Origin of the sequence: Pseudoalteromonas sp. UCD-33C (assembly GCF_001306895.1) — a bacterium.
GTDB lineage: Bacteria > Pseudomonadota > Gammaproteobacteria > Enterobacterales > Alteromonadaceae > Pseudoalteromonas.
The window spans coordinates 93,164-108,625 of sequence record NZ_LJTB01000004.1; the positions used below are offsets into that span (position 1 = coordinate 93,164).

Annotated in this window: 12 protein-coding genes; 2 read left to right on the forward strand and 10 right to left on the reverse strand. The window is 42.0% G+C overall.

Going from position 1 to position 15,462, the window contains the following annotated elements:
* The first annotated feature begins 72 nt into the window (after positions 1-72).
* Positions 73-1,116 (forward strand): ABC transporter substrate-binding protein, encoded by a 1,044-nt coding sequence (locus tag AOG26_RS10485; protein ID WP_054562429.1) that lies wholly within the window; start codon positions 73-75, stop codon positions 1,114-1,116.
* 36 nt (positions 1,117-1,152) lie between these two features.
* On the opposite strand, the gene AOG26_RS10490 is transcribed toward AOG26_RS10485, so the two are convergent.
* From AOG26_RS10490 to upp, 8 genes are all read right to left on the reverse strand, one after another.
* On the reverse strand, positions 1,153-2,778 hold the full coding sequence (locus AOG26_RS10490) for a di-heme oxidoredictase family protein (RefSeq protein ID WP_054562430.1): 1,626 nt from the start codon (positions 2,776-2,778) through the stop codon (positions 1,153-1,155).
* A 43-nt stretch (positions 2,779-2,821) separates the two neighbouring features.
* Positions 2,822-3,973 (reverse strand): imelysin family protein, encoded by a 1,152-nt coding sequence (locus AOG26_RS10495; protein WP_054562431.1) that lies wholly within the window; start codon positions 3,971-3,973, stop codon positions 2,822-2,824.
* 12 nt (positions 3,974-3,985) lie between these two features.
* Positions 3,986-5,389, reverse strand: coding sequence for a hypothetical protein (locus tag AOG26_RS10500; RefSeq protein ID WP_054562432.1), 1,404 nt, complete (start codon positions 5,387-5,389; stop codon positions 3,986-3,988).
* Between the two features lie 269 nt (positions 5,390-5,658).
* Positions 5,659-7,428: a sugar phosphorylase gene (locus tag AOG26_RS10505; protein ID WP_054562433.1), complete on the reverse strand. Its 1,770-nt coding sequence runs from the start codon at positions 7,426-7,428 to the stop codon at positions 5,659-5,661.
* Between the two features lie 12 nt (positions 7,429-7,440).
* Positions 7,441-8,661, reverse strand: a complete 1,221-nt coding sequence (locus tag AOG26_RS10510) for a hypothetical protein (protein WP_054562434.1) — start codon at positions 8,659-8,661, stop codon at positions 7,441-7,443.
* Positions 8,654-10,396, reverse strand: coding sequence for an HAD-IIB family hydrolase (locus AOG26_RS10515; RefSeq protein ID WP_054562435.1), 1,743 nt, complete (start codon positions 10,394-10,396; stop codon positions 8,654-8,656). The genes AOG26_RS10510 and AOG26_RS10515 overlap by 8 nt, the downstream gene beginning before the upstream one ends.
* Positions 10,397-10,534: 138 nt before the next feature.
* Positions 10,535-11,773: a uracil-xanthine permease family protein gene (locus AOG26_RS10520; RefSeq protein ID WP_054562436.1), complete on the reverse strand. Its 1,239-nt coding sequence runs from the start codon at positions 11,771-11,773 to the stop codon at positions 10,535-10,537.
* A gap of 9 nt (positions 11,774-11,782) precedes the next feature.
* On the reverse strand, positions 11,783-12,412 hold the full coding sequence (gene upp / locus AOG26_RS10525) for a uracil phosphoribosyltransferase (RefSeq protein WP_054562437.1): 630 nt from the start codon (positions 12,410-12,412) through the stop codon (positions 11,783-11,785).
* A 192-nt stretch (positions 12,413-12,604) separates the two neighbouring features.
* Here upp and AOG26_RS10530 point away from each other — a divergent pair, with 192 nt between their 5' ends.
* Positions 12,605-13,423, forward strand: coding sequence for a hypothetical protein (locus AOG26_RS10530; RefSeq protein WP_160316766.1), 819 nt, complete (start codon positions 12,605-12,607; stop codon positions 13,421-13,423).
* Here AOG26_RS10530 and AOG26_RS10535 read toward each other — a convergent pair.
* Both AOG26_RS10535 and AOG26_RS10540 read right to left on the reverse strand, forming a co-directional pair.
* Complete coding sequence (locus AOG26_RS10535) at positions 13,420-14,391, reverse strand: Gfo/Idh/MocA family protein (protein ID WP_054562439.1); 972 nt, start codon at positions 14,389-14,391, stop codon at positions 13,420-13,422. The genes AOG26_RS10530 and AOG26_RS10535 overlap by 4 nt on opposite strands.
* A gap of 2 nt (positions 14,392-14,393) precedes the next feature.
* Positions 14,394-15,341: a phosphotransferase gene (locus AOG26_RS10540; RefSeq protein ID WP_054562440.1), complete on the reverse strand. Its 948-nt coding sequence runs from the start codon at positions 15,339-15,341 to the stop codon at positions 14,394-14,396.
* Between the last annotated feature and the right edge of the window lie 121 nt (positions 15,342-15,462).

Here is a 15,462-nt window from a genome sequence, read left to right on the forward strand (position 1 = left end):
TCCAATCATTTACTTAAAACCCACCAATTCGCGCTATACTCTTCCCTATCGGCCTTTTAACTTAATAAGACTATGCTCAAAACGGTATTTTTCATTATCTGTCTACTTTGCTTACCGAGTGTTTTTGCCAAGCAAAGAATTATTTTTATAAACCCAGGTCATGCCGATACCAATGTCACAGGCCCATTTTGGTTTGAAGTGTCGCAGTTGATGCGTGATGCTGCCAATGACTTTGATCTCGATTTAACAATTCATTATGCCAACCGAAATCATATTGAAATGAAGTCATTAGTGGCTAATGCGATTAAAGCAAAGCCAGATATGCTGATTTTAGTTGATGAGAAAAGTGTGCTAACCCAACAACTTTTAAGCTTAAAGCACATCTCTACGCCCATCTATTTTTTACTTAACCGCCCATCTGAACAAGAACTAAACCGTTTGATTGATCATGGTATTAATATCGCAGGTAGCGTTGTGCCCGATAACAAACAAGCGGGTCAATTATTAGCTGAAAAACTGATTGAAAAAGCTCAGCACACGGCAAATATTCTCGCGATTAATGGTGATTACACCACCCATGCAGCACTTAATAGAGAGCAAGGTTTAGAGCAAAGTGTTCAAACGCATGATAATGCTAATATCGCCGCTAAAACAGTTGCCAACTGGTCAGCAACACAAGCGTATCGCCAGAGTCTTGGCTACTTTAGCCATCAATCTAACATCAATATGGTTTGGGCTGCCAATGATGCCATGGCATTAGGGGCGATTGCAGCGCTTGATGAGTTAAATAAACGCAAAGATGTATTGGTTGGCGCAATAAATTGGCCACTCAGAGTTGTGGCAGAAAAAATAGACGTCACTATCGGCGGTCATGTCACACTAGGAGCTTTAGCTATAGTAAATGTTCATGATCTACTCAATAATTACGCAACCGGAACTATGCATCATGAAGTGGCCATTTTCAGCCAACATAGCGAACAAACGCTTAAGCTAGTTGAACAAATTCACAGTGATAACTTAGCAATTAACTTTCGCGTTTTCAGTAATGCGAATAAAAATGCCCTTCCCTTCAGTGTTGAATCACTTATTTTAGAGGCAACAAAAAGCGCACTGTAAAGGGCGTTGACAGTGCGCTTTTAAAGAGTTTTAAGGCTATAGTGATTGTAAAAAGCTAATTAACTGAGCTCTTTTTTCACTGCTAAGCTCTGTAAATTCACGCTTACTTTTTTCAGCTTCACCACCGTGCCATAGAATCGCTTCTTCTAGTGTGGCTGCGCGCCCATCATGTAAGAAACCTGCGGCTGGGTTGACTGTTTTCGTTAAACCAATCCCCCAAAGCGGACGCGTTTTCCACTCACGGCCTGTTGCCATAAAATCACGACGGTTATCTGCAAGCTCTTCACCCATGTCATGTAACAACATGTCGGTAAATGGCCAAATTTCTTGCCCTTTTACAGCCGCAGGCGCTGCAATACCGCCCAACAATAAAGCTGCACCATTTGCGGTTACAAAACGGGGCGTATGACAACCAGTACAGTTTAATTCGTTGAATAAACGTGCACCGGCTTTAACATCTTCGTCGGCAACATTACGACGAGCTGGCACAGCAAGCGTTTCTGCGTAAAACACGACCGTATCAGAAAACTCATCACTGGCTTCTGGCAATCCTTGCTCATCAGAACCGGTATCTTGATAGTTAGTACGAGATAAATAACTTTCGTGCATTAATGTATTAGCAATGCTTTCTTCAGGGAACAATGAGTTGGTTACCCCCATGTCACCACGCAGTGCACCTAGTGATTGCTGTCTGACTGATGGTGTACTGGCTTTCCAACCAAATCGTCCAAGTGACACAGGGTTTTCATCACCCGCTTGAGCCTTAACAGCATCAAATACCCAGTTTGCTTTACCTGAAATTCCATCGTTGTCGGCATCATCAACATCTTCAAGCGCTAGAATATCTTGCTCTTCAATCGCTTCAAGCAATCCAAGACCAAAGACAGGCATGCCATTACGGGCACTAAAACGTACATCTTCATTGGCAAGGGCACTTAAACTGAAATTTTCAGGTGAGTCCCATGCATTGTCGATAGTAAATACCGGCTTTTTCAACGTGACAGTACTTCCATCCGGGTAGCTAAACTCCGTGTAATCATAGCTAAGATATACATCAGCTTGGCCACCAAAATTATGCGTTTGCCAGTCTTCACGGGCTTGTAAAATCCCCCGGTGAAAGAGTTGATCCCCAAACCCTTCAACGCCTGTAACCTGACAAAAATCATTGATACTACTTGGCACTTCACACACGCCATCAGCTAAGCTAACGCGTAAAAAGATCCCTGCATCATTCGCTAACTTCACAGTTTGCTGTTCAGCGGTTGGAACAATAGTACTTGGGCGACCATCTCGTTGGTGACAAGCATTACAGTTATTATTATTAAAAACAGGTCCTAAACCATCGAGTTCCGGGTGTGCATCATTCGGGGCTGTCGTAAAGGATGTTTCAAAATTAGCATCGCCAGTTAAGTGAATATCGAGTTCTGAATCACTTAAATTAGGCATAGGTGTAGAGAAACCATGGCCTGAATTATTGGTATCGAGGGCTGTCGCTTCACCTGCCAAGGCAACGACATCAATATAATTTGGATCAGTTTCGCTGCTTGTTGGTGGTGGTGTTGTCGTTTCGGTCGCGCTTTTATCGCTGGTTTTACTTCCACATGCCACTAAAGATATGGCTGTGAAAGCAAATAGAATTGGTTTAATTGCTTTTACATTCATGACGGTATCTTGTAAAGAGGGGAAGCAGATGCTTCCCCAGCGATTATAAATTCCACTCTTTGATAAGTGGCACAACTTCTTCTTCAAGGGTCGCTTGTAATTCACCTAGCGCATCAATCGCTGTTTGAATTCGAACGCGACCAGCATCATCCTTAATCGCTTGTCTAAATGGCATATCATCTGCACCTGCAATGGCATCAATCGCTGCAATCGCTGCTGAAATTTGAGTTTCAACTTTCGCTGCTAGTTCAGCGTCACCGGCATTGATAAATGCTTTAAGACCTGGGCTGTCGTTTTCATCGCTGAATGTGCCTAAAAACACATTTTGTACACCAACAATGTTGTTGCTAAAGTCAGTTAATGAGTTCCAGCTATATTGTGATTCAACCAATGATGTATCAGCTGTGTCTTTGCTAGTACCGAATGGTTCTGCAATTTTACCGTTACCTACCTCATCAACAATACCGATAACACCATTGACTAACTCTTCAATAACACCTAACTCAGATGAGTATTTATCATTGCCCGGTGTTAATAAATAATCTTTATAAGCAGGTTCATCATCCGCATTTGCAGAGATAACCCATGCATCAACAAGGCTTTGTGTATGAATATTAAATACTTCAGCACATGCAATTAAGTATTCCATTTCACGCACAGTCATTTCGTCAATTGACTTATCGTTATCTTCAACGCCATTACCGAATAATAAAAACTCCATGGTGTGGAAACCTTGTACACCATCGTCAAAGTTCTTCACATTATCAGCCGAGAACGTTGTGTTACTTGCAAGTAGTGCTTCTAAATCAGCGGTATTCAGTGGCCAAGTATCAAGATGTGGATCAATTGATAAACTATCAACAGGACCAAAGATATGCGACTCACCTTGCTCCCAGAATACACGTGCATCTTTCCAAGCTTGTTGAGCAGCAGCCAGCGCAGCTTCGTTTTTGTTTTCTAATAATGTGAGTGTCGCGTTATGTAGAACCGTCGCCTTGCTGTTTAGCATTTCGTAACCATCCACAATCACTTGCTCAGTTACGTTTTCAATTAAATCAGTTGCATCATAGCTAAAGCCTGTTACTTCAGTAACGGGTGTGCTTGTGTCTGAAGAATCATCCGAAGAAGACGAACCACATGCAACAAGTGTTGACGCTAAAATGACAGCTGTGATGCTGTTTAATACTGTTTTCATCCCAAGGTTCCTTTATAGTTCTGTTGAAAATTTATAGCCAAGAGAGGCGCTAAAGTGAGTCGTGTCATCGATATCGTCTTGTGCGTAATAACGTTGACCACCCTGAAGTTTTAGAATTAAGTTTTTGTTTGGAAGGTAATTTAAACCAAAGTTAAGCTCACGAATGTCGTAACGATGGATAGCCGCACCACTGGCCACTTCAAGCATTGGGTTGGCATAATCAAACGAGGTAAATACATACAGCGGCGAAGATAAATCAAACAGCCCCTGCATATTATATGCAGCTTCTACAAATGCAGATTCAGCTTTACTACCAAGCTGTGCAAAGCTTCCTGGACGTAGACCCGGCGTTGTTTTATTCGCAGCAGTGATAGCAACTGAGTCCTCTAACTCGCCATATAAGTACTGACCACGGAACACAAGATCATCTAACGTCCATGCACCATGTAACCCGAGAATAGACACGTTTCCATCCGCATCAAGTTTGCCCTGATTGCGACGGTTATCTGAAGTATTTGCCGTATAGTAACTAACACCAAAGCCTTTACCAGCTTTAACATTGCCATAATCAAGGCGTAATGTGAGCGCTAAATCATCTGCGGTGTTTTCTTCAAAGCGTTGCTGTGCACCACCCGCGACCCAATTAGTCGAACGGAAGTATTCAGAGTTAAGACCCGTCGTCACCAATGTTTGCAGTGTAAAGTCAGACCAACGAGAAATTAAGTTAACCCCAGTTTCATGCCAAACTTGCGGGATCATAGTTGCCTCACCCCAATGGCGAGTCGTGGTAAAGTATTGATCTGGCTTATTTAAGTCTGTGCCTAAGCCTACCGGAACATATATATGACCAAACTTGACTGTAAAGTTAGGGTTATATTCATATTCTAGCTGTAGCTTTTCGACAATAACTTCACCACCCGCTTCAACTTCTGATTCAAATTCGCCAAATTCTTCAAAGCCGTCGTATTCAAGCGTGGTACCTGTACCACCATGTTCATACTCAAGTTCAAATTCGACTTTCCATTTATCATCAATTTCATATTCGAACTCAGTAACAACACGCTCTAAATCTGTTGTGGCGCGGCGCTCTGGAGAAGTATCTTGAACGTTGGCAAACACTTCGTCACTTTTGTAAAGCAAAGTACCATAGCTTTTGAAAGTAAGTTTTGACTCTTTTTTGCTTACCGCTGTAGCAACGGGTGCTGCCTGCTCTGTAACAATTGGGGCTTTTTGTTGCACTACAACTTGCTGGGTGTTTTTTGCTTCTAATTGACTTTTTAAATAATCAATCGCTTTTTGTTGTTCAAGGAGTTGTTGTTGAAGTTTTTCGAGTTGAGCTTGCATGTCATCATTTGCAACACTGTAAAGTGGAGTCAAAACCAATGACACAGCGAGAGAGAGTACTGCTTTCTTCATTGTAAAACGCACCTAAAACTAAAAGCAGAATGATAATAGTTGCTTTTTACATTGTAAATGTTGTTAACTATATTTTTTGAGAAAAAAGGTAATTTAGATCAAATAAGTCTTATTCACTAAGATAATTTCACTAAAAATTAGGATGGAGTGATAGATTGGCACCCAAAAAGGTAGTATTGTACTACAATTGAAAATAACCTGTTAACAAGTAAGCCAAACTGATGTGCTTACTTGTTAACGACAGGATTTGCACTATCTAAATAATAGGTTTATTTATTACTGAGCCATACAGCTTGGTATGGGGTTAGCGACATTGTTTGTGTTTGCTCAGTAATTTGCTCACCGCTAATTAAATCTCGCCATTGCTCGGTACCAATCAAATTTAAGTCGGCAAGCGTAAGCGTTTGCGGCTCGTCACTAATGTTATAAACACAAAACATACTTTGCGAACGGTTGATACTTTGTCGCCAAAAACCAAAGAGCCCTTCGCTTAAATGTAACGTATATTGCGTCGCATTAGGGTGAAATGCACTTTGCGCCTTACGAATAGCCATTAGGTTTTTCATCGCTTTAAACACAGTACGATGATGGGCATTTTCATTACTCAGCTTTGCTAGTAAATCTGACTCTTGCCAGCGGTGACGGTTAATCGCTCGGTTATGTTGGCTATTTTCAAAGCGTTCATAATCATTGGTGGTACCGAGTAAGCTATGAATATACAAACCTGGAATACCTTCAAGCGCAAACATAATGGCATGCGCACATAAAAAGCGCGCAACACCCCATTTATCTGGGCCTTTATGGGTACCTTGCAACGCATCAAATAAGGCAATGTTTAACTCATAAGGGGTATTAGTGCCATCTGGGGCGGTACGTAATGAGACTTTACCGCCATATTTAGCCGTAGTATTGACCATTTCGGCAATTTCACTTTGCTCCAACAAGCCTTCAACGGGGCGCAAGCCAATACCATCATGTGAAGCTATAAAGTTAAAGTATGCCGTCCCTTCTTGAGGAGGTGGCATACTCATCATCCAATGTTTTAATGCGGTACTGTCGCCACTGAGTAAGGTATGTAATAACAGCGGTGGTAATGAAAAGTTGTAAATACAATGCGCTTCGTTGGCATTACCAAAGTACGATAGGTTTTCGCGGTTCGGGATATTTGTTTCTGTGATAATAATCACATTAGGCTCAAAATGCTCAATAAGGGTGCGAAGCAGCCTGATCACTTCGTGTGTCTCAGGCAGGTTAATGCAGCGGGTATTGAGTTTTTTCCATAAAAAAGCCACCGCATCAAGGCGGAATATACGCACACCGTTATCTAAATAATGACGAATAATGCTGACAAATTCATTAAGCACATCTGGGTTAGCAAAATCAAAGTCGACTTGGTCATGACTAAAGGTACACCACACATGTTGCAAACCGTCTTTAGTTTCAACCGCCTGTAAAAGGGGTGATGTTCTCGGGCGAACAACTTGCACAAGGTCATCACTCTGGCTTGCCGTTTTAAAATACCCTTTTCCCGGCTCTTTGCCCTGAATAAAGTTTTCAAACCAAACGCTGCGGCTAGAGCAATGGTTGATCACCAAATCTGCCATCAACCTAACATCCGCTGAAATATCACGGATATGTTGCCAACTACCTAACGCTTCATTCACTTGCACATAATTCATTACCGCGAAGCCTTCATCTGAGCTATATGGGTAAAACGGCAAGATGTGCAGTGCATTAAGTTCAGGTAAGCATTGGTTTTTTACAAAGCGATGTAACGTTTGCAAAGGCGGCTCTTCAGGCTTAGCAACGGCTTCATCCGTATTAGCATGACGAATAATCGAATCACCATAGGCAATTAAAATCATGTCTTGCTCATCCCAACGGTTTTTATGCGGCGTTGGGTCTCGAACAGGATCATCACCTAACATGGTATCGATTAATCTATCTGCGAGTTGTTCAAGCGTTGTTGATAGCTCAACCTCGCCGTAGATGCAGCTTAAATGCTGAATAACCCTTTGTTGCAAAAGCTCTAAAGTCACGTGCCTTCCCCGTTAAATATATTCTTTGTTATCAAGCTCTACGGCTTCTTCTAAGCGAGCAAACACCTCTGGCATTGCCGAAGCTACTCGGTTCCAACTCGGCACAAAGGGTGCTTCCATTGGATTTTCTAAAAAGTGCTGACCTGCATTCATAATATTTTGAGCAAACATTTCAACGGCTTTTTCTTCATGATGAATATCAAGTGTTAAGCCATTCATTAACGCATCGTTGTGATAAGTTTCAATAAAATCGAGTGCAATACGGTAATAGGTTGCCTTTAATGAGCGAATCGTTTCTGTCGTAAAAGTCACCCCTTGGGTAGCCAGCTTCCTAAATAAAGCTTTGGTGATATCAATCGACATTTTCGACAAGCCCGCCGCTTGGTTTTCTAGCGATAAGTCTTGGTGTTTGTGATCATAGTTATCAGCAATATCTACCTGACATAAACGGTTATGCGAGTAATTACGATACATCTCTGATAGCACGCCAATTTCTAAGCCCCAGTCACTTGGAATACGAATATCATTAAGTACATCGCGACGGAATGAAAACTCACCCGCTAGCGGGTAACGAAACGAATCCATATATTCTAAATAATCGTTGCTGCCTAATATTGTTTTGAATGAACGCAATAACGGCGTTACTAGCAAACGTGACACGCGACCATTAATTTTGCCCTCAGCGGTTCGCGGGTAAAACCCTTTACAAAATTCATAGTTAAAACGAGGATGAGCAACAGGGTAAATTAAACGTGCTAATAGCGCTCTGTCGTAAGTCAAAATATCACAGTCATGCAGTGCAATTGACTCTACTTTTGAGGTTGCCAACTTATAGCCCATGCAATACCAAACATTGCGACCTTTACCTAGCTCTCGTGGCGCAACGCCCAATTTTTGTAGTTCTTTATCAAGAGCTTGTAAACGCGGGCCATCATTCCAAAGTACCTTATGAGGCTGATCAAGCTCCGCAAAAAACTGCAGTGCATGGCGATATTGGCTTTCATCAGCGCGATCAAGGCCTATGGTAATTTGCGATAAATAAGGCACATGTTTCAGCTCAGCAATAATATTTTGCAGAGCGGGTCCTTCTAACTCACTGTAAAGCGAAGGCAAAATCAGGCCCATTGGGCGTTGTTTTGAAAAGCCCAACAACTCTTTTTCTAGTTCTTCTACTGGGCGGTCAGCAATATTGTGTAAGGTCGTGATAATGCCATTTTGATAAAAATCAGCCATGAGATTGCTCCTGTTTTGCTGCAAAACGCGCTTTGATGATAGTTAACGCAGAAACTTCTTGAACCCAACCTGCTGGGGCTGGTTTTTCGCTGAGCTGCCATGCTTTTTGTAATATTTGTGATTGTACTTGGCTGCCAGGGTTATTGATTAAAATAGCGGTGTCGGCCGCTTTTAGCATGGCGACATCGTTTTGACTGTCGCCAAGCGCTATCACAGTAAATGGATTGCGATAGGCTTTTTTGAACTGATTTAACAGCCACTTTTGTGCAAGTCCTTTATTGTTACCTTTGGTTAAATGGATAAAACGCCCGCCAACAAGCACTTCGTAGCCTGCTTGGCTCATTGCATCTATCAAGCCCTGCTTTTCTTCATCACTGCCCGAAAAACAAACCGGATCTGAGTACTGTCTTTGTAGCGCCAATTCACTTTTATCGACGGGGAGTCCTGTTAACTCGGCTATTTCTTGTGCACTAAATTGGCTAAATAAGCGTACACAATGACTAAATTGGCTCGCATATTGTTTAAGATCTTCATGCAATTTATCGGTACTTTGCGTCATGGCAAAGCGCCAATAACCTTTATATTCATCACAGCCAATCGGCTTTACTTTGAAATAGTCTTTCGGGATATAAACAGCAGCACCATTTTCCACAATAAAGGGCTGGTGATGATCCAAACCTTTTTGAATATCAGTGACTTCAGCAAAGGTTTTGCTGGTGTTAAAAATCACATTGACACCGGTATCATTCAACTTTGCCAAAAATGGTTTGATCACCTCACATTCGTAACTATCGTGATCGAGCAATGTGCCGTCTAAGTCAGTAAAAATAAGTGGCTGAGCAATCTGGTCAGCGAGAAGTTCCATCTTGGTGATATCACGCTCAGTATCGAGCAATAATAACGCATCCACGCTGTGCGCAAGAGTGGCTAAATTTTCCCGCGTAATACGTTCAAAATGAGAGATAAAACGCTTTAAACTCACTTCATCAAACGTGCCCTGCCCCTGGCCTTTTTTGGCAATTAGTTTACGCTCTTGCTCTAAGCGCCACGTATACACATCTTCAAATGAAGGCGCTTTTAACATAATGGTGTAATCGGCCATTGCGAATACATTTTGATATTCATTCGCTAAGCAACTATTTACGCAGCGACGCCAAATGCCGTCGGCATCTTCTAGTTGCTCTAATTCATTTACCGGAGTTTGCAGTTGATAAGGCTGCTGAGGAGTACTGGCTACACACCAGCCTTCAAAAAACACGATATCAATCGGCTTTTGATTACTAGACCACTGGTCTTTTGGCACCGGATCATCAGTTAGTTTATCAAATTGAGGTAATGGCACATCTACTTTACCTGCCAACAAAGCTGATAAGGTTTGTTCCATTAATTGCGTATCATGCGTACCCGGTACACCACGACTCGCAAACAAAGGATGAACATCTTTAGCAAGCTCATTGCGTGCATCACGACTTAAATAAAAGTCATCGATTGATAATGACACGCTATTAAATTCGGTATTGCTATTAACCCAGGTCACTAAGAAATCAGCGAGGGTCGTTTTACCTGAGCCTTGGCAGCCGTTAATCGCCACCAGCATAGGTTGGCCGGTCATTTTTGCGCTTAAGATATCGTGCGCGAGGGGTATAAAAAAATGCTCACTTAAGTATTGATACTTGAGTGGTAACTGATGCTTCGCTAAAAACGGGGTAATATCCACAACATTTGCCTCTTGCATAATCGCTCCTACCAGTATGACATAGAGATAAATGCAGTTAGTAGACCAGTTTTATAATTCCTTATTTTTTAAATGGTTACAAAAAAAGCGCATATTTAATGCGCTTTTTTGGTGCAATATTCAAGCAGTTTTTAAGTTCTAATCAGCTTGTTGCACTGCTTTGGGGAGAACAGCATTTAAGATAATCCCCAAAATTGCGCATAAGCTCACACCTTGCAAACTAAACTCATCACCACCGATATGCATGCCACCAATACCAAACACTAAAATCAGTGCGATGATAGTCAAGTTGCGAGGCGCGGTAAGATCTTCACCTGATTTAACTAAGGTATTTAAACCAACAACGGCGATTGAGCCAAATAGTAAAATCATGATGCCGCCCATCACAGGAACCGGAATAGTTTGTAAACCCGCGCCCATTTTTGCCACAAACGCAAGCACAATAGCGATGATTGCGGTCCAAAGCATCACTCGAGGGTTGAAGTTACGTGTAAGCATTACCGCCCCCGTTACCTCAGAGTACGTTGTATTCGGTGGACCACCAAAAACCGATGCCGCAGAGGTTGCTAAGCCATCTCCCAGTAAAGTGCGGTGTAAACCCGGTTTCTTTAAATAGTCTTTACCTGTTACTTGGCTAATAGCCATCATGTCGCCAATATGTTCAATTGCTGGCGCAATGGCCACAGGCACCATAAATAAAATAGCCTGCCATTTAAACTCAGGATAAGTAAATGCAGGTACCGCAAACCAGTTTGCTTCGGTGACCGCATTAAATTCAACAATACCTATAAATAACGAAGCAAGGTAACCTGCTACCACACCAGCAAGAATAGGAATAAGTTTAAATACACCTTTACCCCATACCGCAAAAATCAGCGTAACCAGTAATGATAAACCAGACACCCAAATGGCTTGCTCATAAGGAACTAATTGTGCACTGCCATCCCCTGCTTTACCCATAGCCATATTCACAGCGACAGGTGCTAAGGCTAAACCTATTACCATAATCACTGGGCCAACAACCACAGGCGGTAACACTTTATGCAGCGCATTCACGCCTTTAAATTTTACTATCAAGCTAAGCGCAAAATAGCAAAAGCCTGCCACCATTAAACCGCCCATAGTTGCGGGAATACCCCACATTTGCACTGAGGCGATAATAGGTGCGATGAAAGCAAAAGACGATGCTAAAAAGATGGGAACTTGGCCTTTGGTAACCACATGAAACAGTAAAGTTCCTAAACCTGCAGTAAATAAAGCCACATTGGGATCAAGGCCTGTCAGTAATGGCACAAGTACCAGTGCGCCAAATGCGACAAACAGCATTTGCGCGCCAGTTAGAATGGTTTTTAACGAAAATGTTTGATGATTTTCCACGTGAGCGCCTTACACTGTGCCAAAAATCTTGTCACCGGCATCTCCTAAGCCTGGAATGATATATCCTTTTTCGTTTAAGTGACTGTCTAAAGATGCTGTGAAAATTTCAACATCTGGGTGGGCTGCAAGGGTTTTTTCTACGCCCTCTGGTGCTGCCACTAATACAATCACTTTAATATCTTTACAACCTGCTTTTTTAAGCATGTCGATAGTTGCAATCATTGAACCACCGGTTGCAAGCATTGGGTCAATAACAAGGCTTAAGCGCTCATCAATTTTACCAACCAGTTTTTCAAAATAAGGCACTGGCTCCAATGTTTCTTCGTTACGCTGAAGACCAACAACACTTACTTTTGCAGCAGGTAATAACTGCATTACGCCATCCATCATACCAAGGCCGGCACGAAGAATAGGCACAACAGTAATTTTTTTACCTTTGATATGTTCTACATCTAATGTTGAACCATCCCACCCTGTGATTTGAACACTTTCTAATGGGAGGTTTTTTGTTGCTTCGTAAGTAAGCAAAGTACCTACTTCAGACGACAGCTCACGAAAACTCTTAGTACTAATACCTTCTGCACGCATAAGGCCAAGTTTGTGTTGAACTAACGGATGAGTAATTACATGGATAGACATAAGTAGAACCTAAATGAGATAAATTACGCCTATTTTAGCGCAAAATAGTCTTCTCGACTGCAAAAAATGCATGTTCACCGCATTAATTCTTTGAATTGGTCTAAAATCATACTAAGAGTTGCAAATATTAATTTTTTTGCAACAACACGCACCGGCAATATTTAACATTTTATTTATTTTGGGCCTGCAGTAATGAAAACGTTTATCTTCACCTCGATACTACTTTTGTGTATTTGCCTACCGGTCCACAGTGAAACTCTCGATATTCAAGTTATGGCAGACTTTGTTCCCCAAGATGGCGGTAACCCTGAAAATGAGGCCACCACGTTTTTACTGGCTGCCGCAGCTGAATTAGGCGATGAAATCAGCCTGCATTTTATACCTGCAAGCCGCTTAAGAGAGTGGCAGCAATTAAGCAAAATGAACAATGTTTGCTTGTACAATAAATTAAAAACCCCAGAGCGTGAAGCTCATGCTGTGTTTAGTCAGTACCCTCTGATGGCATTTCCTTCAAATAAACTGGTGGTATTTAATAAGCCCACCATTCCAGACGCTATTACCCTACTACAAGCTATCTATTACTATGACTTAACAATTGGCGTTATTAAAGGGCGTTCATACTCAGAAGAGATTGATAAGTTTGTCCGTTTAAATGATGAGCACTTTTTTATACTCGATGGGGCAACAAATGCACCAAGGCTCGGACAAATGTTATTTCAAAATAAAATTGATGCCGTTTTAGAATACCAAACTGTATTTAGCAACCGTTATAAACGAGCTCCGGGACTGAGTAGTATTCGTTATATCAGCCTTAAACCAGAAAAAGCCGCCGTGTTTGGTTATATTGCATGCTCACCAACAGAGGTCGGCAAACAAGCAATTGCGCTATTCGATAAATCGCTTAAAACAGAAAAGGTACGCACATTAATTAGTGAGCGCCTGATGGAGTTATTTCACGAAGGTGAAAACACACAAATAGTAAATGCCTTCAATGCAGCGTTTGAGCACTAAGCCGATAAAATCTGCTCCATAACCCAACTTGTGTGTAGTGCGCTCTCACCGGTTGATGGGTGGGGTTGCTGAGCATGAAAATAGTTCGCCATGTTTTCAACATGATATTGTTGAATATGTGCAGGGTTATCAATTACGAACTGTTGTTTACCCTGTGCGTTGTTAAGCTCAATCGGCTTTTCGTCAAAAACACTAAAGCTAAGCTCGCCTTCACTGCCGTAAATCATCACATCATCAAAACGATTTGCTGAAGCAAAGTTCCAGCTCCCGGTGCCAGTAACACCAGATTGATGCTGCCAGTGCGCGGTAATAGCATCGAATGCTGAATATAAGCCTTGTTGATTAGCACATAAACCATGCACCTTACTAAAGTCACCTAAAAGGTAGGCAAGTAAATCAAGACCATGGCTGGCTAAATCGTCAAAGTAACCGCCTCGCGCCACGTTTTGATCTGTGCGCCAGTTGTACTCACCCGATAAATCAAGGGCGTTAGGAGCTTTACTTAAATGCCAACTTACATGACGAGGCTTACCAATGGCGCCTTGTTCAAGTAACTGTTTAACGTGATTAAAGCGTGGTAATGAACGGCGATAATAAGCCACAAATAGCGGCTGTTTAGCCTCTTTAAACGCTGCGACAATGTCAAGGCTATCTTGATATCTTGGCGCCAGTGGCTTTTCGATACAACATGGTTTACCTGCCGCAGCAACTTCAAGAGCAAACGCTTTATGGCTATCTGGCGGCGTGGCAATATACACTGCATCAACACTGTTATCGTTAATGAGTTCGCTTGGCGATGCGAACACCTTTGCAATATTATGGCGATTAGCGTAATAATGGGCTTTTTCTAGGTCGCGACGTGTCACCCCAATAAGCGCAATACCTTTTGCTTGTTGATAAGCAGGGCCGCTTTTCACTTCGGTTACAGCACCACAGCCGATAATGGCAAATCGCATTGGCTTATTCATTATTAATCCTTTATTTTTAAGTAAGTTACAAATTGCTGCTGCATGTAGCCGTTTATTTTTACATGATCAGGGCTCCAACCTGCTAAAAAGCGATAAAAATCGCTCCATGCGTAACACCAAAGAGCTCGCCAACTGCTAACAACATGCGCTGGGTTTACATTCGGTTGATAACGTTTTAGTGCCTGTGTGAGGATGTCAAAATAGCGATTTAAATAGTCATCGGCAACTGATTTTAATGCCGTATCATTAAAGCAACTGCCTAAAAAATACATAACATCAATCACCCCAACTCCCTTGCCAACATATTGAAAGTCATAGCCAAGAACATGTTGATTTTGTGGCGCAATAGCAAAATTGGCAAGCTTAGCATCACCATGAATTAACGTTTGGTAAGGTGACTCACTCAGCGCAGTATCAATAGCGTGTGCCTGCGCTTTTAAGCTTAAATCGCTCATGCGCTGTAGCTCATCAGGCCGCGTTGCTAAATGCCAATAACTACCTCGCGGCCAAAGGCCATCGGCAGAACTTGCTAAATGAAAAGCATGAAAGTGTGCAAGCCAGTCTATAATTGCTTGTATATCGATGTGTGTAGCACTTGCTTGCTGGTAGCCAAGTGCACTGAAATCACTAAATAACAGCGCTTGCTTACTACCCTCTTGTATTGCCTCAATACAGTGGATAGCCGCAGCTTCATGGGGTAAATGCTTAGAGTAGTGCCGATACCAATTAAATTCGACTAAATAAGATTGCCGCTTTCTGGCAAGCGCAAAATCACTTTGTTTTATACGACTATGATTGATCTGACTAGGCACTTCAATCGCTTTAATTACCGCAGCAGCACCATTCATTTGACAACGAATAATCTCACCGCATCCACTCCATACTGATGCAGCTTGCTGTAGCTCTGTAATATTTGAAAAGTGACAAGTAACGAATTGCCTAAGATCCATAACGCTCTGTAATTTATATAAACTGATGGCAATGGTAGGTGAAATTAGCTATTAGCACAACGGCCTATAGGCAATAAAAAACCCGTGCTAAGCACGGGTTTTCGAAGATAAAGTCCTAATA

What these genes read in the sequence shown, in the direction of transcription:
- AOG26_RS10485 (WP_054562429.1), top strand. Translation starts at nt 73, where the DNA reads ATGCTCAAAACGGTATTTTTCATTATCTGTCTACTTTGCTTACCGAGT.
- AOG26_RS10490 (WP_054562430.1), bottom strand. Translation starts at nt 2,778, where the DNA reads ATGAATGTAAAAGCAATTAAACCAATTCTATTTGCTTTCACAGCCATA.
- AOG26_RS10495 (WP_054562431.1), bottom strand. Translation starts at nt 3,973, where the DNA reads ATGAAAACAGTATTAAACAGCATCACAGCTGTCATTTTAGCGTCAACA.
- AOG26_RS10500 (WP_054562432.1), bottom strand. Translation starts at nt 5,389, where the DNA reads ATGAAGAAAGCAGTACTCTCTCTCGCTGTGTCATTGGTTTTGACTCCA.
- AOG26_RS10510 (WP_054562434.1), bottom strand. Translation starts at nt 8,661, where the DNA reads ATGGCTGATTTTTATCAAAATGGCATTATCACGACCTTACACAATATT.
- AOG26_RS10515 (WP_054562435.1), bottom strand. Translation starts at nt 10,396, where the DNA reads ATGCAAGAGGCAAATGTTGTGGATATTACCCCGTTTTTAGCGAAGCAT.
- upp (WP_054562437.1), bottom strand. Translation starts at nt 12,412, where the DNA reads ATGTCTATCCATGTAATTACTCATCCGTTAGTTCAACACAAACTTGGC.
- AOG26_RS10530 (WP_160316766.1), top strand. Translation starts at nt 12,605, where the DNA reads ATGAAAACGTTTATCTTCACCTCGATACTACTTTTGTGTATTTGCCTA.
- AOG26_RS10535 (WP_054562439.1), bottom strand. Translation starts at nt 14,391, where the DNA reads ATGAATAAGCCAATGCGATTTGCCATTATCGGCTGTGGTGCTGTAACC.
- AOG26_RS10540 (WP_054562440.1), bottom strand. Translation starts at nt 15,341, where the DNA reads ATGGATCTTAGGCAATTCGTTACTTGTCACTTTTCAAATATTACAGAG.